The sequence below is a fragment of the Streptomyces sp. NPDC002004 genome (genome assembly GCF_053593975.1).
This window is the reverse complement of sequence record NZ_JBSFDP010000047.1, coordinates 18,198-38,378: the sequence shown is the minus strand read 5'-3', so window position 1 is coordinate 38,378 and position 20,181 is coordinate 18,198. Positions and strand designations below refer to the sequence as shown.

Annotated in this window: 17 protein-coding genes; 7 read left to right on the top strand and 10 right to left on the bottom strand. The window is 72.3% G+C overall.

What is annotated here, in order from left to right:
• Together ACWCP6_RS34495 and ACWCP6_RS34490 are read left to right on the top strand one after the other, a co-directional pair.
• Positions 1-168, top strand: a 168-nt coding sequence (locus ACWCP6_RS34495; RefSeq protein ID WP_268254905.1) for an acyl-CoA dehydrogenase family protein, incomplete at its 5' end; no start/stop codon positions are given.
• A 95-nt stretch (positions 169-263) separates the two neighbouring features.
• The gene (locus tag ACWCP6_RS34490; RefSeq protein ID WP_450936581.1) at positions 264-572 is read left to right on the top strand and encodes an antibiotic biosynthesis monooxygenase family protein; all 309 of its coding nucleotides are present in this window, start codon (positions 264-266) and stop codon (positions 570-572) included.
• A gap of 85 nt (positions 573-657) precedes the next feature.
• Here ACWCP6_RS34490 and ACWCP6_RS34485 read toward each other — a convergent pair whose 3' ends face one another.
• Positions 658-1,941: an LCP family protein gene (locus ACWCP6_RS34485; protein ID WP_450936580.1), complete on the bottom strand. Its 1,284-nt coding sequence runs from the start codon at positions 1,939-1,941 to the stop codon at positions 658-660.
• A gap of 108 nt (positions 1,942-2,049) precedes the next feature.
• On the opposite strand from ACWCP6_RS34485, the gene ACWCP6_RS34480 reads away from it, so the two are divergent.
• A complete protein-coding gene (locus tag ACWCP6_RS34480; RefSeq protein WP_450936579.1) occupies positions 2,050-2,598 on the top strand; it encodes an acyl-CoA thioesterase in 549 nt (182 codons plus the stop codon).
• 223 nt (positions 2,599-2,821) lie between these two features.
• On the opposite strand, the gene ACWCP6_RS34475 is transcribed toward ACWCP6_RS34480, so the two are convergent.
• Positions 2,822-4,315, bottom strand: a complete 1,494-nt coding sequence (locus tag ACWCP6_RS34475) for an LCP family protein (protein WP_450936578.1) — start codon at positions 4,313-4,315, stop codon at positions 2,822-2,824.
• A 258-nt stretch (positions 4,316-4,573) separates the two neighbouring features.
• Here ACWCP6_RS34475 and ACWCP6_RS34470 point away from each other — a divergent pair, with 258 nt between their 5' ends.
• Positions 4,574-5,605 carry a glycosyltransferase family 2 protein gene (locus ACWCP6_RS34470; protein ID WP_450936577.1) on the top strand — a complete coding sequence of 344 codons (1,032 nt, stop codon included), beginning with the start codon at positions 4,574-4,576 and terminating at the stop codon, positions 5,603-5,605.
• 104 nt (positions 5,606-5,709) lie between these two features.
• On the opposite strand, the gene ACWCP6_RS34465 is transcribed toward ACWCP6_RS34470, so the two are convergent.
• The 4 genes from ACWCP6_RS34465 to ACWCP6_RS34450 all read right to left on the bottom strand — a co-directional run bounded on the left by ACWCP6_RS34465 (position 5,710) and on the right by ACWCP6_RS34450 (position 11,947).
• The gene (locus tag ACWCP6_RS34465; protein ID WP_450936576.1) at positions 5,710-7,380 is read right to left on the bottom strand and encodes an LCP family protein; all 1,671 of its coding nucleotides are present in this window, start codon (positions 7,378-7,380) and stop codon (positions 5,710-5,712) included.
• 74 nt (positions 7,381-7,454) lie between these two features.
• Positions 7,455-9,266: an LCP family glycopolymer transferase gene (locus ACWCP6_RS34460; RefSeq protein WP_450936575.1), complete on the bottom strand. Its 1,812-nt coding sequence runs from the start codon at positions 9,264-9,266 to the stop codon at positions 7,455-7,457.
• Positions 9,267-9,490: 224 nt separating this feature from the next.
• Positions 9,491-10,624 (bottom strand): LCP family protein, encoded by a 1,134-nt coding sequence (locus ACWCP6_RS34455; RefSeq protein WP_450936574.1) that lies wholly within the window; start codon positions 10,622-10,624, stop codon positions 9,491-9,493.
• A 567-nt stretch (positions 10,625-11,191) separates the two neighbouring features.
• The gene (locus tag ACWCP6_RS34450; protein ID WP_450936573.1) at positions 11,192-11,947 is read right to left on the bottom strand and encodes a TIGR03089 family protein; all 756 of its coding nucleotides are present in this window, start codon (positions 11,945-11,947) and stop codon (positions 11,192-11,194) included.
• 149 nt (positions 11,948-12,096) lie between these two features.
• Here ACWCP6_RS34450 and ACWCP6_RS34445 point away from each other — a divergent pair, with 149 nt between their 5' ends.
• Entirely contained in the window at positions 12,097-13,371 is a 1,275-nt protein-coding gene (locus ACWCP6_RS34445; protein WP_450936572.1) for a peptidoglycan recognition protein family protein, read from the top strand.
• Positions 13,372-13,468: 97 nt separating this feature from the next.
• Positions 13,469-14,551, top strand: a complete 1,083-nt coding sequence (locus ACWCP6_RS34440; protein WP_450936571.1) for a sugar phosphate nucleotidyltransferase — start codon at positions 13,469-13,471, stop codon at positions 14,549-14,551.
• 238 nt (positions 14,552-14,789) lie between these two features.
• On the opposite strand, the gene ACWCP6_RS34435 is transcribed toward ACWCP6_RS34440, so the two are convergent.
• From ACWCP6_RS34435 to ACWCP6_RS34420, 4 genes are all read right to left on the bottom strand, one after another.
• Positions 14,790-15,791, bottom strand: a complete 1,002-nt coding sequence (locus tag ACWCP6_RS34435) for a DNA-3-methyladenine glycosylase family protein (protein WP_450936570.1) — start codon at positions 15,789-15,791, stop codon at positions 14,790-14,792.
• Positions 15,792-15,888: 97 nt separating this feature from the next.
• Positions 15,889-17,238, bottom strand: coding sequence for a coenzyme F420-0:L-glutamate ligase (locus tag ACWCP6_RS34430; protein WP_450936583.1), 1,350 nt, complete (start codon positions 17,236-17,238; stop codon positions 15,889-15,891).
• Positions 17,239-17,345: 107 nt separating this feature from the next.
• A complete protein-coding gene (cofD, locus tag ACWCP6_RS34425) occupies positions 17,346-18,326 on the bottom strand; it encodes a 2-phospho-L-lactate transferase (RefSeq protein ID WP_450936569.1) in 981 nt (326 codons plus the stop codon).
• Positions 18,327-18,360: 34 nt separating this feature from the next.
• Positions 18,361-18,900, bottom strand: a complete 540-nt coding sequence (locus ACWCP6_RS34420) for a cysteine dioxygenase (RefSeq protein ID WP_450936568.1) — start codon at positions 18,898-18,900, stop codon at positions 18,361-18,363.
• A gap of 704 nt (positions 18,901-19,604) precedes the next feature.
• Between ACWCP6_RS34420 and ACWCP6_RS34415 the strand changes: the two genes are divergently transcribed.
• Positions 19,605-19,868, top strand: a complete 264-nt coding sequence (locus tag ACWCP6_RS34415; protein WP_240139015.1) for a WhiB family transcriptional regulator — start codon at positions 19,605-19,607, stop codon at positions 19,866-19,868.
• Positions 19,869-20,181: the final 313 nt, after the last annotated feature.

Sequence of the window (20,181 nt, the reverse complement as noted above, 5' to 3'; positions counted from 1 at the left end):
TCCGACGTCGCGATGGAGGTCACCACCGACGCCGTCCAGCTCCTCGGCGGCTACGGCTACACCCGTGACTACCCCGTCGAGCGCATGATGCGCGATGCCAAGATCACCCAGATCTACGAGGGCACCAACCAGGTCCAGCGCATCGTCATGGCCCGCAACCTCCCGTAGCGGGGCCGGCCCGTGGCGCGGCGGGCCGCCGCCGCGCGCGGCAACTGCCGCCGCCCTACGCTGCTGCTACGGCGGCGAGGAGCGAGGTGAGCGCCATGGGTGACGGCAGTCACTACTGGGCCTCGGGGAACTGGTACGTGGCCGAGGGGAGGGCCGACGAGTTCCTGGCGCGGTGGACGGAGTTCCTGACCTGGACCAAGGAGACCAACGAGGGCTTCCAGTGGGCCAGGCTCATCCGGGAGCGGCGTGAGCCGAACCACTTCATCTCGCTGTCGGCGTGGCGCGACCTCGACTCGCTGAAGGGGTGGCGGAACCACCCGGAGTTCGAGGCCCTGTTCGACCGCTGCTGCGCCCTGTGCACACAGATGCAGACCGCGAGCTACGAGCTGGCGGGGGAGATCTGAGAACGGGCCCGGACACGGCGAAGGGGGCACCCCGCACGGGGTGCCCCCTTCGCCGTGTCCGGGCGTCGTGCCCGTCGGCGCCTGCTCAGTTGCCCGAGACCGTCACCTTCTCGTCGTTCTTCAGCTCGTCCACGAGGGTCTTGACCTTGGCCTTGTCCCAGACGAGGTTGCCACCCGTGGAGCCGGAGACCGGCATGTTCATGGAGTGGCCGTCACCAGCGGTGACGCCCTTCATCGCCCAGAACATGGAGGCGACGTCCCAGAGGCTCATGTCCTTGTCGACGACCAGGGAGTCGAGGCCCGCGCCCATCACGGGGTAGAGCTTGAAGGGGTTCAGGACGGTCGACGGGGTGGCCGTCTGGTGGGCCAGCGCGGAGAGGAACTTCTGCTGGTTCTTGGTGCGCTGGAGATCGCTCGCGGCGAAGGCGTGCCGGGTGCGGACGAAGGCGAGGGCCTGCTGGCCGTTGAGGGTCTGCTTGCCCGCCTTGAAGTCGGCGCCGGACCACTTGTCCTTGAAGCCCTGGTCGAGGTTCATCTCGACACCGCCGACCGCGTCGACGATCTTCGCGAAGCCGCCGAAGCCGATCTCCGCGTAGTGGTCGATGTGCAGGCCGGTGTTGTACTCCACGGTGCGGACCAGCAGCTCCGGGCCGTCCTCGGCGTACGCGGCGTTGAGCTTCACATGGCGGCCGGCGGCCGGGTAGAGCTTGCCCGAGTCGGAGCCCCGGTAGGACGGGACGACCACGTCCGAGTCGCGCGGCAGCGAGATCATCGTGTCCCCGTTGTCGCCGACGTGCAGGATCATCATCGAGTCCGTGCGCTTGCCCTCGGCGGAGCCGGTGTGCAGGCGCTTCTTGTCCTCGGCGGTCATGCCCTCGCGGCTGTCCGAGCCGACGATCAGGTAGTTGGTGCCCTCGCCCGCGGCGGGCCGCTCGATGACCTTCGACAGGTCGACCTCGCGGCGCAGCTTGCCGTCGGCCCAGAAGTAGGTGCCGACGGACACCGCGACCAGCACGACCACCAGCGTGATCGAGCCGATCTTTATGCGGCGCCGCCAGTTCGGCGCGGGGCGGCCGGTGGGCGCGCCGTAGGCGTAGTCGTCACCGCCGCCCTGGCCGCCGCGGCCGTAGACCTGGCCGCTGCTGTAGCCGCTGTCGTACCCCGGGTCGCCGTACCCGTCGCCGTACCCGTCGTCGTACCCGTACGCGGGCTGCGGCGGGACCCCTTGGGGCGGCACCGACGGGCGCGGCCCCTGGCCGCGCCGTACCTGCCGCATCGCGCGCGCCCCCTCGGGGTGCGCGCTGGCGCTGCCGCGGCCGTAGCGGTCGCGGCCGTTCTCGTCGGACCATCCCTGGGGCCAATCACTCATGCGGCCCAGTGTGCAGGGCGGGGGCGCCGGGTTCACAGGGCTCGTGAGGAATCGCACCAGGGCTGTTGCAGGTCTGTTGCACTCTGCCCCCGGCATAAGGTGGACCGCATGACAGAGCAGGCCCGCAGCGCGGAATCTGACATTCCGGGCAAGCCGACTTCGGCGTCCCGCACGACGCTCAGCCACATCATGACCCACAACGACACCAACCTCCTCGGAACGGTGCACGGTGGCGTGATCATGAAATTGGTGGACGATGCGGCGGGCGCCGTCGCCGGCCGCCACTCCGGCGGACCCGCCGTGACCGCGTCCATGGACGAGATGGCGTTCCTCGAGCCGGTCCGCGTCGGCGACCTCGTCCATGTGAAGGCCCAGGTGAACTGGACCGGGCGCACCTCGATGGAGGTCGGTGTCCGGGTGCTCGCCGAGCGCTGGAACGAGTCGACGCCGCCGCAGCAGGTCGGCTCCGCGTACCTGGTCTTCGCCGCCGTCGACAGCGACGGCAAGCCCCGCTCGGTACCGCCGGTGCTCCCCGAGACCGAGCGGGACAAGCGCCGCTACCAGGAGGCTCAGATCCGTCGTACGCACCGCCTGGCCCGGCGCCGCGCGATCATGGACCTGCGGGAGAGGCGTGCCGCGGAGGGCATCGAAGACTAGCGGGCGTCCGGCCGATCCCGGCGATCCCGGCGATCCCGGCGACCCCGTCGCCTCTGCGGTCACCCCGGTCACCCCGGTCGTGCCGGTCACGCCGGTCATGCCGGTCACGCCGGTCACGCCGGCCTCGCGGGGCCCCACTGGGCCGGTCACCTCGCTCACCCGGCCCCGCACCGGGCCGGACCCTCGCCCGGTGCGCCCGGACCGGGCGCCGGGCTCCGGTCGGCTATGCCTGCTCGCACGCCACTTCGTCCCCCGTCACCGTTCCGAACTCGCCCGGCGCCGGCTGCTCCGCCCGGACCCGGGTCACCCGGTCGAAGTCCGCGCCCACGGTCACGTGCAGCGTGGGGCCCTGCCCCGGCACCGGCCGCAGTTCGCTCCCCGGCAGGGCCGCGGCGAGCGACCGCGCGGAGCGGTCCCAGCGCGGGTCGTACACGATCACCGTGCGCGGCACCGTGCGCTGCGGAGCGGTGCCCGGCCGCCCCGATGTGCGGAACCCGGTCGCCCGCAGCGCGCTGTCGACCCGGGGGCCCAGATCGGGCGAGGACGTGCCGTTGTCCACCTGGACCTGGATCTGCTCGGGCGGGACCGGGACCAGCGTGGCCCTGTGGTGCCGGCCCCGTCGCGAGGCGAGCGGCTTGTCGTCGCGCAGCGCGCGGAACAGCTTCTTCGCCTTCACGGCGTCCCACTGCACGGTCTCGCCGATGCCCTTGACGTGATAGTTCAGATTGGCGATCGGCACGGTCGTGAACTCCGACGACGACGGCGAGAAGCCGCGCATCGCCCGCCCCAGGTCGATCATGTCGTCCGTGCCGAACCCCTTGTCCGCGCGCACCGAACCGAGGACGGCATCCGTCACGTCCCGGAACTTCACCGGGTTCAGCAGCACGCCGGACGAGGTGGCCTTCGCGATCAGCGCCGCCATGAAGCGCTGCTGCCGCTGCATCCGCCCCAGGTCGGACGCGCCGTCGACGTACCGTGCGCGCACGTACTGGAGGGCCTCGCCGCCGTTCAGCCGGTGGGTGCCGGCCGGCAGATCGAGCCCGGAGTGCGAGTCCTTCAACGGGACGGCGGTGCACAGGTCGACGCCGCCGAGCACGTCCACGGTCCGCATGAAGCTGGTGAAGTCGACCTCCAGATAGTGGTCGATCTTGACGCCGGTCATGCCCTCGACCGTGCGCACGGTCAGATGCGGCCCGCCCTCGGCGTACGCGGCGTTGAGCTTCACCGGGTGTGCCGGACGGCTCTCCCCGGTGACCGGGTCCGTGCGTTCGGGGATCTCGGCGTACGAGTCGCGTGGCAGGCTCACCACACTGGCGCGACTGCGGTCCGCCGTGATGTGCACGATCATCACGGTGTCCGTGCAGTGGCAGGGGGCCCCGCCCAGCCGGTACTTCCGCCGCTCCTCCGGTGTGATCTTGTCCCGGCCGTCGGTCCCGACCAGGAGGACGTTCATGCCGTGGCCCCCCTGCGGCCGGTCCTTCATGTCCTTGAAGGGGTCGACCCGGTCGATCTCCGTGTCGAGGCTCGTGACGATCGCGTGCCCGATCCCCGCCGACGCCAGCACCACCATGGACAGCGCGGTCACCGCCCGCATCACCCATCGGGGCCGGCGCCGCCGGGCCGGTGCCGCGGCGGGTGCCGGGGCCGGCCTCCGCCGGCGCGGCGGCGGCTGCTGCGGGCGGCGCTGCGGGAAGGCGGAGCGGGGCGGCGTGGGCACGAGGGGGGAACCTCCGCGGTACGGGCCGGGGGCGGAGGACCTGCCGTCGACGGTGCCGCCTGCCGCGGTTCTCGCGGACGACGGCACCGTCGACGTCAGGCCCTGGCTGAGCCCATGGTCCCGAGCACGCTACGTCGCCGGGAAATGAGGCCCACGTCATAGCCCGGACGGCGCGCTTCCGTATCGCCCGTTCGCGGTAACGTGGCCCGCGATGCTGCAACCCCGGGGGCGACCCCGGACCCCCGGCCGAAAGACGACATGGAACCCGAAGCCGTGAAGCGCGACGTGCTGCCCTCCGTATCCGTGATCATGCCCGTCCTCAACGAGGAGCGGCATCTGCGCGGAGCGGTTACCGCGATCCTGGCCCAGGAGTACGACGGCGAGATGGAGGTCGTCGTCGCGCTCGGCCCCTCCACGGACCGCACCGACGAGATCGCCGCCGAGCTCGTGCGCGAGGACCCCCGCGTCCACACCGTGCCCAACCCCACGGGCCGCACCCCCGCCGCGCTGAACGCCGCGATCAAGGCCTCGCGCCACCCGGTCGTGGTGCGCGTCGACGGTCACGGCATGCTGTCGCCCGACTACATCGCGACCGCGGTCCGCCTCCTGGAGGAGACGGGCGCGCAGAACGTCGGCGGCATCATGCACGCCGAGGGCGAGAACGACTGGGAACACGCGGTCGCCGCCGCCATGACCTCGAAGATCGGCGTCGGGAACGCCGCCTTCCACACGGGCGGCCAGGCGGGCCCCGCCGAGACCGTGTACCTCGGCGTCTTCCGGCGCGAGGCGCTGGAGCAGCAGGGCGGCTACAACGAGGAGTTCATCCGCGCCCAGGACTGGGAGCTGAACTTCCGCATCCGTGAGGCGGGCGGCCTCATCTGGTTCTCGCCCGAGCTCAAGGTGTCCTACCGGCCGCGCCCGTCCGTGAAGGCGCTCGCCAAGCAGTACAAGGACTACGGCCGCTGGCGCCATGTGGTCGCCCGCTACCACGAGGGCTCGATCAACCTGCGCTACCTCGCCCCGCCGGCCGCGGTGTGCGCGATCGCCGCGGGCCTGGTCGTCGGCGCCGCGCTCACGCCCTGGGGCCTCGTGGTCCCCGGCGGCTACCTCGCGGCCATCGCCGCAGGGTCGGTCCCGGCCGGCAAGGGGCTGCCCCTGAAGGCCCGTCTGCAGATCCCGCTCGCGCTCGCCACCATGCACATGTCCTGGGGCTTCGGCTTCCTGACCAGCCCCCGCACCCTGGCGAAGAGGGTCATCGCCTCGCGCCGCCCGGCGGTCCTCGGCTCCTAGGGGTGCCCCGGATCGGGCGGGACCTGCGGATCACGCCGGGCCGGATCGGGCCCTGATCCGGCCCGATCCGCACGGCGGCCCCGGACCCGACGGCCGCCGCGCCGCTACCAGGTGAAGTGCGGGTCGACGTGCATGCACGCCTTCTCGGCGCCGTTCAGCGCGGCCGCCGACTTCGGCGTCGAGTCGTCGTCCTTCGCGGCCGACTTGGGGTAGGTGTCGCCGGTGCGCCAGTCGGCGCCGACGATCAGGGTGACACCGGAGACGTCCGTCGACCGCTGCACGGAACTCAGCGGGATACCGAGCGCCTTGGCGACCCGCTGGGCGTCGCCCTCCAGATCCACGCTCGGGAAGCGGATGACGGTCCGCTCCTGGGAGGGCAGTGCCGAGGTGTCGGCGCTCGCCTGGGCGAAGCCCCGGCGCACCAGCTGCTGCGCCACCGTGTTCGCCCGTCCGCTCAGCGGCGCCTCGGTGGCGGTGCGGGTGCCGTTCTGCACCTGTACGGCGATCCGGTCGTCCGGTGCGGCCGGGTCGTCGGACACCTTCTCGGCGGCGGGCTTCTTCTTGTCCTTGCCGTCCAGCGCGATGTCCTCGCGCACCAGCCGGAACAACTGCTCGGCGTCGCCCGGCTTCGGCTCCACGCGGTTGTGGTCCGACAGGGCCCAGCGCCACGGCATCGTCGTCGTGGTGATCCGCTTCGGCGGCACCTGCTTCAGCTCGCTGCTCAGGTCGTACAGCTTCTTGACGGTGTCCAGCCCCCGGTCCACGGTGATCGCCTTCGTGGCGTCCTCGGCGAGCCGGCGCATCTTCATCGGGTCGTTCAGCGTCGCGTTGGCGCGCAGCTGCCGCACCATCGAGTTCATGTACATGTGCTGGGCCTTGGTGCGGCCGATGTCGCTGCCGTCCTCGAAGCCGTAGCGCGTGCGCAGCCACTGCAACGCCTGCTTGCCCTTGACCGGGTGGGTGCCCTTGGCCAGCTTCAGGCCGGAGCCGTGGCCGTCGGACGTGTGCGAGTGGACGTTGGCGTCCACGCACACCGGCACCCCGCCGATCGCGTCCGCCATCGTCACCACACCCGAGAAGTCGACCATCATGAAGTGGTCGATGTGGATGCCGGTGAGCTTCTCCCAGGTGGCGACGGTGCAGCCGGGGCCGCCACGGCCCAGCGACTCGTTGGCCATCACCAGGCCCGTGCTCGCCGGGTAGACCTTGCCCTTGGAGTCGGTGCAGCGGGGGATGTGCAGCAGGGTGTCGCGCGGCAGGCTGATCACCGACATGTTGGTGCGGTCCGCTGACAGGTGCACCAGCATCTGCACATCGCCCAGCGGCGGGGCGCCGACGGTGTCCCTGGCGCCGCCCAGCTTCAGGTTCTCCTTGGAGTTCCGCGCGTCCGAACCGATCAGCAGGATGTTCAGCGGGGTCTGGCCCGCGGCGTTCGGGGTGGGCTCGGCGGCCTTGTCCTTGGCGTCGCCGAGGTTGAGCGCGTCCTTCTTGATGTTGCCGTTCAGATGCCGGTAGTAGAGGTAGCCCGCACCGGCGGTGCCGAGTATCAGGACGGCGAGGACGGTGCTGAACCAGCGCAGTATCCGGCGGCGCCGACGTCTCGGCGGGCGGGGGGTGCCCCTGCCGGAGCCGCCGCCGTGCCGCCCGCGCCCCTGCGGGCCGGGCTCCTCCTCACGGCGGACGTCCGCCGCGTCCTCAGCGTCCTCCGCGTACGGCATGTCGTCGACGTCCCGTACGCCCGGTCTCGGTCCACCCCCGCGCACACTCTGCCCCATCTCCTGCCCCTCCCCACCCTTGCGCCCGGCGGGTCCGCCCCGCGCCAAGTCAGACGCGTGACGGCCCCCGATGGTTACTTGGCGCAGACCTGCTTGTCCGCTTCGACCTTCTGGACGTCCGACGGCGCCTTCGACGGAGCGGTGAGGGGAACGCCCGCCCCCTGGAAGTCCGCACCGAGCGTCAGCACCATCGCGGGCAGGCCCTGGGCGTTCTTCTCGCTCTTGCCGGGCTTGAGCGCGGATCCCGGCAGGCCCATCAGGTCGGCGAGTTCGCGCGCCTGGGACGCCTGGTCGGGAGCGTATTCGAGCGTCGTCTTCTTGAGCTTCTGCGGCGCGTTGCCGAGCTGGCTGGACTTGGTGACGCCCTTGTTGTTCTGCATCCAGGCGAGGGTCTCCTGGGCGGAGCCCGGGGCGGCGCCGCCGTTGTAGATGTCGACCCGCACGTCGGACGCGGCGGACTTGGGTCCCCTGAGCCGCGCGGCCTCCGCGGCCTTCTGCTTCTTCTTCACCTCGGTCAGCGAGACATCGTTCTTGATCATGGAGAAGAGCTGGGGCGCGGCGCTCGGGTTGACGATGACCGTCTTGTGGATCACGCCGTCCGCCGGGTTGTCTATCACCGGGGTCGTGGCGAACGTGATGTGCTTGGGGTCGATGCCCTTCAACTCCATGCCGAGGTCACGGAGCTTGGAGATCCTGCCTATGCCCTTGTCCACGACGAGGGCCTTGGTCGCCGCGTCCGCCAGGTCGTACATCTTCGACGGGCTGCTCAGCACGTCGTCCGACTGCATCTTGCGCATCAGTGACGCGAGGAACTGCTGCTGCACCTTGATCCGGTCCAGGTCGCCCTGGTTGCCGAAGCTGTGGCGGGTGCGCACGAAGGCCAGCGCCTGCTCGCCCTGGATCCTGTGCGGGCCCTTGGGCAGCTTCAGGTGCGAGTCCGGGTCGTTGACGTCCTTGCCCAGGCAGATGTCCACACCGCCGACCGCCGTCGTCAGCGTCTTCACGGCGTTGAAGTCCGCCATCATGAAGTGGTCGACGGTGATCCCGGTGACCGCCTTGACCGTGCGCATCGTGCAGCCGGGGTCCCGGCCGTCCTGTCCGAGGCTGGTGTTGAAGCGGACGTCCCGGGTGCCGGGGATGGTCTTGATCGAACCGTCCGGCTGCTTCGTGGGGCAGTTCGGGACGTCGACGATCAGGTCGCGGGGGATGGACAGGGCCGTGGCGTTCGACCGGTCCTTGGAGACGTGCAGCAGCACGTTGGTGTCCGCGTGCCCGACGCTGCCCTTGTCGCCGTACCCGCCGTTGCCCTTGCCGGTGCGCTTGTCCGTGCCGATGAGCAGGATGTTGATGGGCTCGCCCTTGGCGAAGGCGTACGACTTGCCGGTGCCGACGTCGACCGACGTGATGTTGTTGTCGAAGTGCTGGTACAGCAGGTACGCACCCACCGAGCCGCCGACCAGGACGAACGCCATCACGCCGCCGGTCCACAGCAGCGCCTTCTTCTTCGCCGACTTCTTCCCCGGCTTGGTGCGCGTGCGGCGGCGGCCCGCAGCCTGCGGCTCGGGTGCTGCGCCGCGCCGCCGGCGCGGCCCCGGGACCTCGCGGCCCGGCGCGTCGCGGTCGGGTGCGTCCCGGTCGGGACGGCGAGTGCCGCCCCGGCCCTGCTGCTCGGGGCGCTCCCGCGTCCCGCGCTCCTGCGCTCCACGCTCCCGCGCCCCGCGCGACTGCGCGGAGCGCTGCGCGCGTGCGGTTCTGCGCGGACCGGGGACGGAGGACTGCCCACGGGAAGTGTCCAGTCGCAGTTCGTAATCACCGGTCTGCGGGTTCAGTACCCACTGGTCTGCGGGGTCGATGTTTTCCGCCCGCCCACGGCCTTGCGCGTCCACGGTTGTTTGCGTCCTCCGTCTGGGCCACGCGGCGCCCTTTTCCCCCCTCAAAGGCGCTCGGTCAGTCGTCAAGCAGTGCGCGACCTCAAGGCCGGGTGCACCGGATCGCTCACACTATCCGCCCAGTTCAGCGTCCAGCGAGGGCGGTGACAAATTCCACGTTCCTACAACTGGGCAATCCGACCCATTTCTTCGAACGCTGTGTACACCCCTTGGGCAGCGCTTTACCCGCAGGTGTCCTGAGCGGCGGTGTTCCCGCGGAATGTGGGCGGCGGGCTCGAGGGCTCAGGGGGCTCCGCCGGGTTCCCGCCCGACGGCACCACGGCGACCGGGGCGTCCAGTCGCAGCCGGGTGAAGAGCGCCCCCGCCTCGGGCTGCATCAGCTGGTCGCGGTTGGCGTTGTAGACGTACGACCGGCGTGGCACCGTCAGGAACTGAGTGCGTTCCATGGGGATGCTGCGCATGCCCCGGACCAGGTCGTACAGGCTGCGCAGCGAGGCGAGGCCGGGGTCCGTGGTCAGCGAGGACGTCGCCGCGTCCAGGACGGGATACAGCTTGGTCGGATTGAGCAGGACGTCATCGCTCTGCACCTTGGTGACCAGTGCGCCGAGGAACCGCTGCTGCCGGTCCATCCGGTCGGTGTCGCTGCCGTTGCCGAGGCTCTTGCGGGCCCGTACGTAGCCCAGGGCCTCCTCGCCGTCGAGCGTCTGGCGCCCGGCGGGCAGCTTCACCTGGGCGGCCTTGTCGTCGATGGGTGCGGACAGACAGACCTGGACCCCGTCCACGGCGTCCACCATCTTCTTGAAGCCCTCGAAGTCCACGACCACGTGGTGGTCGACCCGGATGTCGGTGAGCTTCTCGACGGTCCGGATGGTGCAGGCCGAACCCCCGACCTCGAAGGCGTAATTGAACATCGCGAAGACCGGCTCGGTGCGGGTGCCGTCGGGCCTGCGGCAGCTCGGCACCTCCACCATCAGGTCCCGGGGTATGGACACCGCGGTGGCGCTCTTCCTGTCGGCCGCCAGGTGCAGCAGGATCACCGTGTCGGACCGCTCGGTGCCCGTGTCCCGGCCGTAGGCGCCGTTGCCCGCGCCCGAGCGGCTGTCGGAGCCGATCAGCAGGATGTTCTGCGCGTCCTTCACGAGCGCGGTGGGCCGCTCCTTCTCGTACCGCTTGAGCTCCGCCGCTGCGTCCGTGTCCGAGGTGATGTTGCCGCTCAGCTTCTCGTACACCGCCCAGCCGGCGCCCCCGGCGGCGAGTACGACGACGGCGGTACCGATCGCGACATGGCGCAGCCAGCGGCGTCTGCGGCGGACGGCGCCGGCGCCGGTGGGAGTGGAGCCCGCGCGGTCTGTCACGAATGTGTCCGCCCCTCGTCGAAGGAACACACCTGTTCTACGACCATGGCCCGACGCCGCTCGGGCGGCCCGTGGATCCGGCCCCGCACTGGGCCGAACGGGTGAATCCGCACCGCTCCGCCCCAGGTGGACGGGGTGGCACCCCGTCCGGGCAGTGAGCCCGCCGCCTGCCCGGCACCGGACTCGTCGGACCGGGGGGAGAGGCCTCGCGCGGCCGGCCCGGGCTGGGTCCGTCCGCGGTGCGGCGGCCCCTCCGGGGCCCGGAGGGGGCCTCTGGCGGGCGGACCGCCTCCGGAGGGGTTTCCCGGTGCCCTTGCCGGGCGCCGGGGCGGGCGAGGGGCCTCTGCCGGACGGACTGCTTCCGGGGGGCCTGGCGCCCGTCCCGCGGCGGGCACCGGGGACGAGGTGTCGTTCCCGTCCGCGGTGTGCGGGGCCGCTCGTCCGCGGTGCGGGGCCCGTGGCCGCCCGGGCGCCGCGGACGGCGCAGAGGGGTGGCCGCGTCGCCCGGGTGCACTCCGGGCGTCGCGCACCCCCGGGGCGGCTCGGACTTTCGAGGAAGGCTTCCGGCTAGCGGGCGGTCGCGGTCACCCGCTCGCTCTCGATCCGCTTCTCCAGGGTCTCCTCGGGCACCCGGAGGGAGTTCCTGCACAGCACCACGGAGCCGCCGCTCGCGAGCGGCGCGTACAGTCCGGCGCTCAGGCCCTCCCAGGTGTCGTACGGCAGCGTCGAAAGCAGTCGCGAGCCGGGCCCCGTGAGTCCCAGACCGGCCGCGTCGGCCAGTGCCCGCTCGGCGACCTCGGCGCCCGACAGCTCGGCCCCGGCGACGATCAGCGCGGGGGCCTCGGGGTCGACGGGCGCGTACGGCGCGAAGCGGTCGCCCTGGCCCGGTACCTCGACCGCGTAGTCCGTGAACCCGGCGGGCGTCTCGGGGAACCGCCCGCCGAGCGGACGCAGCGCCAGTGCGACCCGCTCCCCGGAGCAGGCGCGCGCCGCCTCCAGGGTGTCCGGACCGCTCACCACGAGGTCGGCGGCGGCCGGGTCGCCGGCCACGTCGGCGAGCACACCGACGGAGGCGCAGGCGAGCAGCCACACCGCGGTCTGCCAGTGCGCGGGCAGCAGCAGCGCGAGCCGGTCGCCGGGCTCGGCACCCAGGTCGCCCTGGAGCAGATTGGCCGTCTTGGACACCCAATTGGAGACAGTGGCCACGGACAATTCGACGCGTTCACCCGTCGCGTCGTCGTAGTAGGTCACCAGCGGGCGGGCCGGGTCCGCGGCGAGCGCGGATCGCAGCAGGTCGGCAGGGGTGCGATCGGTGGCGTTCACGCGCGCAAGGGTACGCGGGCGCGCATGCCGTTGCGCCCGCCCGGGGGACGTCCGGCCCCGTCGACGCGGCGCAACACGCCGCGCACGGGCCGACGGACCGTCAACTCCCCGATGGACAGATATGTATGCATATGTCCATGATCGTCGGCATGCGTGGATTCCTTGCTTCCTCGATCGGTGTCACGTCGGCGGCGGCCCTCGCCCTGCCGCTCGTCCTGTCCTCCGGTGCCGCCGCGGCACCGGACCCCGCCGCAGCGCCGGAGCCCGCCTCGGTGGTCGATCCGGCCGGCGGCAGCACCCAGTCCCTGCCGCTCGGGCCTATGCCCCGCGACGCCCAAGTGCCAGGCCCGGCCGACCAGGGCCTGTCACCCAGGAACGTCCATCCCTTCTCTCTGGTCGGCGTGATCTGGAACGACCCGCGCGTCCACTTGAACGGCCGGGTGCAGGTGCGCACCCGCTCGTCCGCGACCCGCAAGTGGACCAACTGGCAGGAGGTCACGCCCAACAGCGACCACGGTGCCGACCCGGACTCCGCGGAGAGCAGATCGGGCCGGGTCCGCGGCTCCACGGCCCCGTTGTGGGTGGGTGCCTCCGACGGTGTGGAGGTGCGCGTGCACGCCGAGGCCCCCATCGGCCGCGCCTTCGGCGACCAGGACCGGTCCCCGCTCCCGCGCGGCCTGCGCCTCGAACTCGTCGACCCCGGCGCCATGCCCCGCTCCGTCCCCAAGGGCGCCCGGGCCGACCGGGACGGGGTCCTGCCCGCCCTGACCAGGCAGCAGACGATCGACGAGATGGCCGGCGCACCGGACGCGGACCCGTACATCGGCCCGCGTCCCACCATCGTCACCCGCAAGAAGTGGGGCGCCGACGAGAAGCTGCGGGAACCGGGTTACGTGTACACGAAGACCATCGACGCCGCCTTCGTGCACCACACGGACTCGGGCAACAACTACAGCTGCTCACAGGCCCCTTCGGTCATCCGCAGTATCTACCGCTACCACGTCAAGAGCATGGGCTGGCGTGACATCGGCTACAACTTCCTCGTCGACAAGTGCGGAAAGATCTACGAAGGCCGCGCCGGGGGAGTGACCAAGGCGGTCATGGGGGCGCACACCCTCGGCTTCAACACGAACACGATGGGCATCGCCGTCATCGGCTCGTTCCAGACCTCCTCGCCCTCGTCGGCAGCCCTCGGCGGCGTCGAGAAGCTCACGGCCTGGAAGCTCGGAGTCTTCAACGCGAATCCGCGTGGCAAGACATACCTGACCTCGGCGGGTGGCAATCTCTACGCAAAGGGCAAGAAGGTGCATCTGTATGTGATCTCGGGACATCGGGACGGTGTGTCCACCGACTGCCCCGGAGCCCGCCTCTACAGCAAGCTCGGCACAGTCAGGTCCACCTCGGCCCGCCTCCAGGGCAGGTGAGGCCGGCCGGCGGGGCACAGCCGGCACGGACGGTCTGCATACACTGGCCGGCCGAAACGACAGTTCGGCCGGCCCCAGCAGGAAGCAGAGACGACAGGTGACAGAAGCGATCCTCCTGGTCGGCGGCAAGGGCACCCGGCTGCGTCCGCTCACGGTCAACACGCCCAAGCCGATGGTCCCGGCCGCGGGCGTGCCGTTCCTCACGCACCAGTTGGCGCGGGCACGGGCCGCGGGCGTGGAGCACATCGTCCTCGCCACGTCCTATCTCGCCGAGGTCTTCGAGCCGCACTTCGGCGACGGTTCGCGTCTGGGCCTGCACCTCGAGTACGTCACCGAGGAGGAGCCCCTCGGCACGGGCGGCGCGATCCGCAACGTGGCGTCCCGCCTCCGCTCCGGACCGGACGAGCCGGTGCTCATCTTCAACGGCGACATCCTCACCGGCCTGGACATCGGCGAGCTGGTGGCCACGCACGAACGCACGGGCGCCGACGTCTCGCTCCATCTGACCCGGGTGACGGACCCGAGGGCCTACGGCCTGGTCCCCACGGACTCCTCGGGCCGTGTGCTCGCCTTCCTGGAGAAGCCCCAGACACCCGAGGAGATCGTCACCGACCAGATCAACGCGGGCGCGTACGTGTTCCGCCGCTCGGTCATCGACACGATCCCGGCGGGCCGACCGGTCTCGGTGGAGCGGGAGACCTTCCCCGAACTCCTCGCCACCGGCGCCCACCTCCAGGGCATGGTCGACTCCACCTACTGGCTGGACCTGGGCACCCCCCAGGCCTTCGTACGCGGCTCCGCCGACCTGGTCCTCGGCCGCGCACCCTCCCCGGCTGTGCCCGGCCGGCGCGGCGAGCGCCTGGTGCTGCCGTCCGCCACCGTCGCGCCCGACGCCAAGCTCACCGGCGGCACGGTCGTCGGCGAGGGCGCGCGCGTGGGCGAGGGCGCCCGGATCTCCGGCTCCACGATCCTCGCGGGCGCCGACATCGCCCCCGGGGCCGTCATCACGGACTCCCTCGTCGGGGAGCGCGCCCGCATCGGGTCCCGTACGACCCTCACGGGCGTCGTCGTCGGTGACGGCGCGACGGTCGGCGAGGACAACGAACTGCGGGACGGTGTACGGGTGTGGTGCGACGCGCGGATCCCCGCGGGGGCGGTGCGCTTCTCCTCGGACCAGTAGCCCGGGCGCGGCGGGTCCGGGGCGCGGGGAGCACGGCCACGGGGGCACGGGGCGGGCACGGCACATGGCCCGCGCGATCGGGCCGACAGCGGGACCGCGCCGCCGCGGACCGGCCTCGGATCCGGTCCTGGAGCCGGCGCGGGAGAGTCGGCGTCGGAACCGGCTTGGAGCCGGCGCCGGAGATTCGGCGTCGGATCCGGCCTCGGAGTCGGCCCCGGATCCGGCGTCGGGGTCGGCCTCAGATCCGGCCGATGTCCCACCGCGGCATCTTCGGCACCCGCCGCGCGGGCACCTGCCCGCTCAGCAGGATGAACCGCGCCGCGCGGTGCCGCTGCCCCGCGTAGGGCGCTAGCAGCTCCAGCATGGCGGCGTCGTCCGCGTACCGGTCCCCGGCCAGCGCGAACCCCACGATCCCCGGCAGATGCAGGTCCCCGACCGTCACCGCGTCGGCCGCCCCGTGGCTGCGCTGCACGACCTCCGCCGAGGTCCAGGGGCCGATACCGGCCACGAGTTCGAGACGCGCCTGTGCCGCATCCGGCTCGAAGGCCACCGACTCCTCCAGCCGCGCGGCGACCCGCACGGCCCGCAGAATCGTCGACGCCCGCTTGTCGTCGACGCCCGCGCGGTGCCACTCCCACGACGGGATCAAGGCCCAGGCCCGGGGCTCGGGCATCACGGACATCCGCTCGGGCGCAGGCCCCGGCGCGGGCTCGCCGAACTTCCGGACGAGCAGCCGCCAGGCCCGGTACGCCTCGTCCGTCGTCACCTTCTGTTCGAGCACCGACGGGATCAGGGACTCCATCACCAGCCCGGTCCGCGTCAGCCGCAGCCCCGGCCGCCGGTGCCGGGCGAGCGCCACCACACGGTGGCGCGGTTCGAACGCCGACGGATCGTCGTCGGCGCCCAGCATCGAGGGCAGCCGGTCGAGCAGCCACTCGGCACCGGGCCCCCACGCCTCGGCCTCGGCCTCCGCCCCGCGCATCGCGACCCGGAGCGTCCCGGGCCCCGCAGGGGTACGGCTGGTCCGCCACACGGCCCCGTCCGCGGTGGCCCGGAACGTGGGGTCCGCGGGCCCGCGCCGCAGCACTCCCAGGACCAGCCCCAGATCGAGGGGCCCGGGCGGCGCCCACCGACGGGTGCGTCCGCTCGCGGGCACGTGGCCCGACCGGGCCCGCGGCACGGCGACATGACCGCCCCGCACACTGGTGCGGGTCGGCCGGGGATCGAAGCGTCCGGCCACGGGAGGGTTCCTAGCGACGAGGCGACGAGAGGGGTGCGTTACGAGAGTAGGCGCACCGGGCGCCCGGGACGGCCGCGACGACCCGGACGCCACCGCGTCAGCGCACCACGAGGAAGGCCTCGGGGTCCCGCTCGCCGCGGGCCCGCGGCTCCTCGGCCGCCCGCCCCACGGCAACGGCTCCCATGGGGTCCCACTCCTGCGGCAGTCCGAGCACCTCCCGCACCACCGTCCGGCAGAACATGGTCGAGGAGACCCAGGCCGATCCGAGCCCCTCCCCGGCCAGCGCCACCAGGAAGTTCTGCACCCCGGCGCCGGCGGCCACCACGAACATCTCGCGCTCGGCGGCGTCCCGTCGCCCGCCCCCGTACGTGTGCGCCCCGTCCATGACGAGGCACGGCACCACCAGGTAAGGCGCGTTGCGCAGCACGTCCCCGCGGCGCACCCGCCGTGCGATGGACTCCTCGGGCTTGCCGTCCCGCCGCAGGTCGGCGATCCACGCCTCGCGCATGGCGTCGAGCAGCCGTACCCGCGACGCCTCGGACTCCAGCAGCACGAAGCGCCACGGCGTGGTGTGGTGCGGCGCCGGCGCCGTGACGGCCGCGGCGACCGCGCGGCGCACCGCCCCCGGGTCGACCGGCTCGTCCGTGAAGGCCCGGACCGTACGCCGCTGGGTCACCGCCTCCCGTACCGCCTCGGAGGTACCCAGCCGGAACATGTCGTCCCGGGCGGTCCGCACCAGTGCCCGCGCACCGTCGTCCGCCGGGCCGCCCGCCGCGCCGTGCCCGTCCGGGGCGCCCGCCCGGGCCACGAGGTGCGGCAGTCCGCGGACCACGGCGACCGGCAGGCCCGCGGCCTTGCCCTTGACCAGATCACCGGCCGCGGCGAGTTCGTCCGCCGTGGCGACGACGGTCGCGCTGAGCGGATTGCCGTGCGCGTCGGTGCCGCCCCGCAGATCGTCCAGCACGTGCACCCCGGCCGCGCCGATCGCGACGTCGGTCAGACCGTTGCGCCAGGGCCGCCCGAAGGTGTCGGTGAGGATGACGCCGACCTCGACACCGAGTGCGTCGCGCAGCCCGTCCCGGATCGCGCGCGCCGAGGCGTCGGGGTCCTCGGGCAGCAACAGCACGGTGCCCGCGGGGGTGTTGGAGGCGTCGACCCCGGCGGCGGCCATCACGAGCCCCTGTCGGTTCTCGACGATGCGCAGTGGGCCGCGCCGCGCCACGACGCGTACCGTCTCGGCGTCGATGGCCGCCTCGCGGCCGTCCGCTTCGACGATCCGCCCCTCCGCCTTGGAGACGATCTTCGACGTCACGAGGACGACGTCCCCGTCGACGAGTCCCGGCTCGGCGGCCGCGATCATCTTCCCGATGTCGTCACCGGCCGCGATCTCCGGGATCCCGGCGACGGCCCACACCCGGAACCCGACGGCCCCCGGCCGGCCCGTCATGCCGTCGTCCCCGGTGGCACCGACCGGGCCACCGCTCCCGGTGCCATCGACCGGGTCACCGCTCCCGGCGGCGCCGTAGCCCGCGGCCGCGGGACCGCGCCGCTCCGTCACGCCCGCACCTCCTCCGCCAGCCGCAGCGCCTCCCGGGCCATACGGGCCGATGCGTCCAGGTCGGTCATCATCAGCGGCACCGCGCGGCAGCGGATCCCCGCGGCCTCGATGCGCTCCACGGAGCCCGCGTCGACCGTGTCGACGAGCCAGCCGTCGAGCAGGCCGCTGCCGTAGTGCTCGGCGACCGCGGCCGCCGTGGCCTCGACGCCGACCGCGGCGAGCACCTTGTCGGCCATGCCCCGCACGGGCGCGTCCCCGACGATCGGGGAGAGCCCGACGACGGGTACGCCGGCGTCGGCGATGGCCTCGCGGATGCCGGGCACGGCGAGGATGGTGCCGATCGACACGACCGGGTTGGACGGCGGGAAGAGAATCACGTCGGCCTCGGCGATCGCCTCCAGCACACCGGGCGCCGGCTTGGCCTGCTCGGCGCCGACCGGCACGACCGCCTCCGCAGGCACGGACGCGCGCAGCCGCACCCAGTACTCCTGGAAGTGGATCGCCTTGCGCTCACCGGCGCCCGAGCCGGACCCGTCGTCGGGCAGCGTGACGGCGACGTGCGTCTCCACGCGGTCGTCGGTCATCGGGATGAGACGGACACGGGGCTTCCAGCGGTCGCACAGCGCCTCGGTGACCGCGCTGAGGGGGAAGCCCGCGCCGAGCATCTGCGTGCGCACGATGTGCGTCGCGAAGTCGCGGTCGCCGAGCCCGAACCACTCGGGCCCTACCCCGTAGGCCGCGAGCTCCTCCTTGAGGTGGAACGTCTCGTCGGTACGCCCCCAGCCCTGCTCCTCGTTGATGCCGCCGCCGAGCGTGTACATCACCGTGTCGAGGTCCGGGCAGACCTTCAGGCCGAAGAGATGGATGTCGTCGCCGGTGTTGCCGATGACCGTGATGTCGGCGTCCGGGGCGGCCTGCTGGAGACCGCGCAGGAACCGGGCACCGCCGATGCCGCCTGCCAGAACCACAATGCGCATGCGGCCAAGTCTTGCAGGCGGGTACGACAGGACGTCAGGCGGTTGCGGCTTCCCCGGGGGCGTGCGCGGCGCAGTGGGCGAGCGGGGTCCCCTCGGCCGAGCGCAGCCGGGACGGGTCGAGCATCGGCATCTCGGTGAGCCCCGGGTAGTAGATGTGCAGGCTGACGGCCGGTTCGAGGGAGTCGTTGACCACCTCGTGGGCGTACCCGGGCGCGAAGACGCGCTGTGCGCCCGCCGTCAGTGTGCGCGTGCCGCGCCGGGAGCGCTCCGTCAAGGCGCCGTTCAGCACCGTCAGCACACCGGAGGACGGGCCGTGGTCGTGCAGCCCGCTGCCCTGGCCGGGCACCCAGGACAGCAGCCACATCTCGTAGCCGGGTCCGGTGCGCAGCCGGTGGTACCAGCGGCTGGCGGCGTCGTAGCGGACGAGGTGTTCCCACTGGGCGCGGTCGGCGGCGACGGTACGGGCCAGCCCGGCGAACTCGGCCACGGTGGCCGGGTGCTCACGGGCGGGCTGGAGGAGGTGCGGTACCTCGAGGATGTCGCCGGCGATCTGGAGGTCGCTGTCGCTGTTCATAGGGGTGCTGTGGTTCCTCGGCGGAGAGATGCGGAAGCCGCCCGTGGGCGGGCCGGGGGAGGAGAGGCGAGGACCCGGCCGGAGTGCGGCGGCCGGATCAGCTGGAGCGCGGACGGCTCAACAGCTGGAACAGCAGGTACAGCAGGAACAGCGACAGCTGTAGCGCGCAGGGGCAGCACCGAGGAGCCCGCCGGGGCGGGACGCGGAGAGTGCCAAGTTCGCGAGCATGCCCAACAGGACACCGGTTCACACCTTCGCTGTCAACTGGATGTCCGGTATGTGGGCGCCGTTTCACCTCATTCGGTTCATCTGAGAGGTGAAAGGTTTGTGCGTGCACACCCCCGGACACATGGCGCACAACCGGGCGCACACCCGTCGTTGCGATCCTGTGATCCGACTGTGATCCGTTTCGCTTCCGGGGTGCCGTCGGAACGAGATCGAAGTCCGGGGCGTCTTTCACCGTGCGAGGCCCGTGAGGGGTTCGCGGGCGGCGGAGGTCCGGATGGGCCGCAGGCGAGTGTCATGTTTTATGCCGATTTGAACACTTTCCGCATGGCCTTGGTTCCGCAGAGTGAATAAGGGGCCCAATAGCAGATCTCGGCTTGACTGGTCCGGAGCGACGCAATTGTAATTTCACTCGTGTCGTTCGGCCGGTATCGGTAACGACAGCATCACGGGGACGCAAAGACAGACGAGGGGCGCACATGACCGAGCTGTTCCACCAACTGCTGGTCGAGGACGCGGACGAAGAACTCGGCTGGCAGGAGCGCGCACTGTGCGCCCAGACCGACCCCGAGTCCTTCTTTCCGGAGAAGGGCGGCTCCACCCGCGAGGCCAAGAAGGTCTGCCTCGCCTGCGAGGTCCGCTCCGAGTGCCTCGAATACGCGCTCGCGAACGACGAGCGCTTCGGCATCTGGGGCGGCCTGTCCGAGCGTGAACGCCGCCGCCTGAAGAAGGCGGCCGTCTGACCGGGGCACCCCTTGCGGCACCGCGCGCGTGCGTGTGTGCCCGGCCCCCGGACACACGGACACATCGCCGTGTGACGAACGGCCCGGCGTCGGTGGGTTGCCCCGAGGCGCCGGGCCGCTGTGCTGCCGCCGCCCGCCTGGTGCCGCCCCCGCCGCCCGAGCGGTGATGTGCCGGCCCGGTGCCTCCGCCGCCCGGTGTTGCCCCAGCCCGCCGCCCGGTGCCGCCCCCCCCGGCCGTCCCCCTGCGTTGCGCCGGCCCGCCGCACGCTGCCGCCCGCCGCACGCTGCCGCCCACCGCTCTGTGCCGCCCCGC

What these genes read in the sequence shown, in the direction of transcription:
- ACWCP6_RS34490 (WP_450936581.1), top strand. Translation starts at nt 264, where the DNA reads ATGGGTGACGGCAGTCACTACTGGGCCTCGGGGAACTGGTACGTGGCC.
- ACWCP6_RS34485 (WP_450936580.1), bottom strand. Translation starts at nt 1,941, where the DNA reads ATGAGTGATTGGCCCCAGGGATGGTCCGACGAGAACGGCCGCGACCGC.
- ACWCP6_RS34480 (WP_450936579.1), top strand. Translation starts at nt 2,050, where the DNA reads ATGACAGAGCAGGCCCGCAGCGCGGAATCTGACATTCCGGGCAAGCCG.
- ACWCP6_RS34470 (WP_450936577.1), top strand. Translation starts at nt 4,574, where the DNA reads ATGGAACCCGAAGCCGTGAAGCGCGACGTGCTGCCCTCCGTATCCGTG.
- ACWCP6_RS34465 (WP_450936576.1), bottom strand. Translation starts at nt 7,380, where the DNA reads ATGGGGCAGAGTGTGCGCGGGGGTGGACCGAGACCGGGCGTACGGGAC.
- ACWCP6_RS34445 (WP_450936572.1), top strand. Translation starts at nt 12,097, where the DNA reads ATGCGTGGATTCCTTGCTTCCTCGATCGGTGTCACGTCGGCGGCGGCC.
- ACWCP6_RS34430 (WP_450936583.1), bottom strand. Translation starts at nt 17,238, where the DNA reads ATGACGGGCCGGCCGGGGGCCGTCGGGTTCCGGGTGTGGGCCGTCGCC.
- cofD (WP_450936569.1), bottom strand. Translation starts at nt 18,326, where the DNA reads ATGCGCATTGTGGTTCTGGCAGGCGGCATCGGCGGTGCCCGGTTCCTG.
- ACWCP6_RS34420 (WP_450936568.1), bottom strand. Translation starts at nt 18,900, where the DNA reads ATGAACAGCGACAGCGACCTCCAGATCGCCGGCGACATCCTCGAGGTA.
- ACWCP6_RS34415 (WP_240139015.1), top strand. Translation starts at nt 19,605, where the DNA reads ATGACCGAGCTGTTCCACCAACTGCTGGTCGAGGACGCGGACGAAGAA.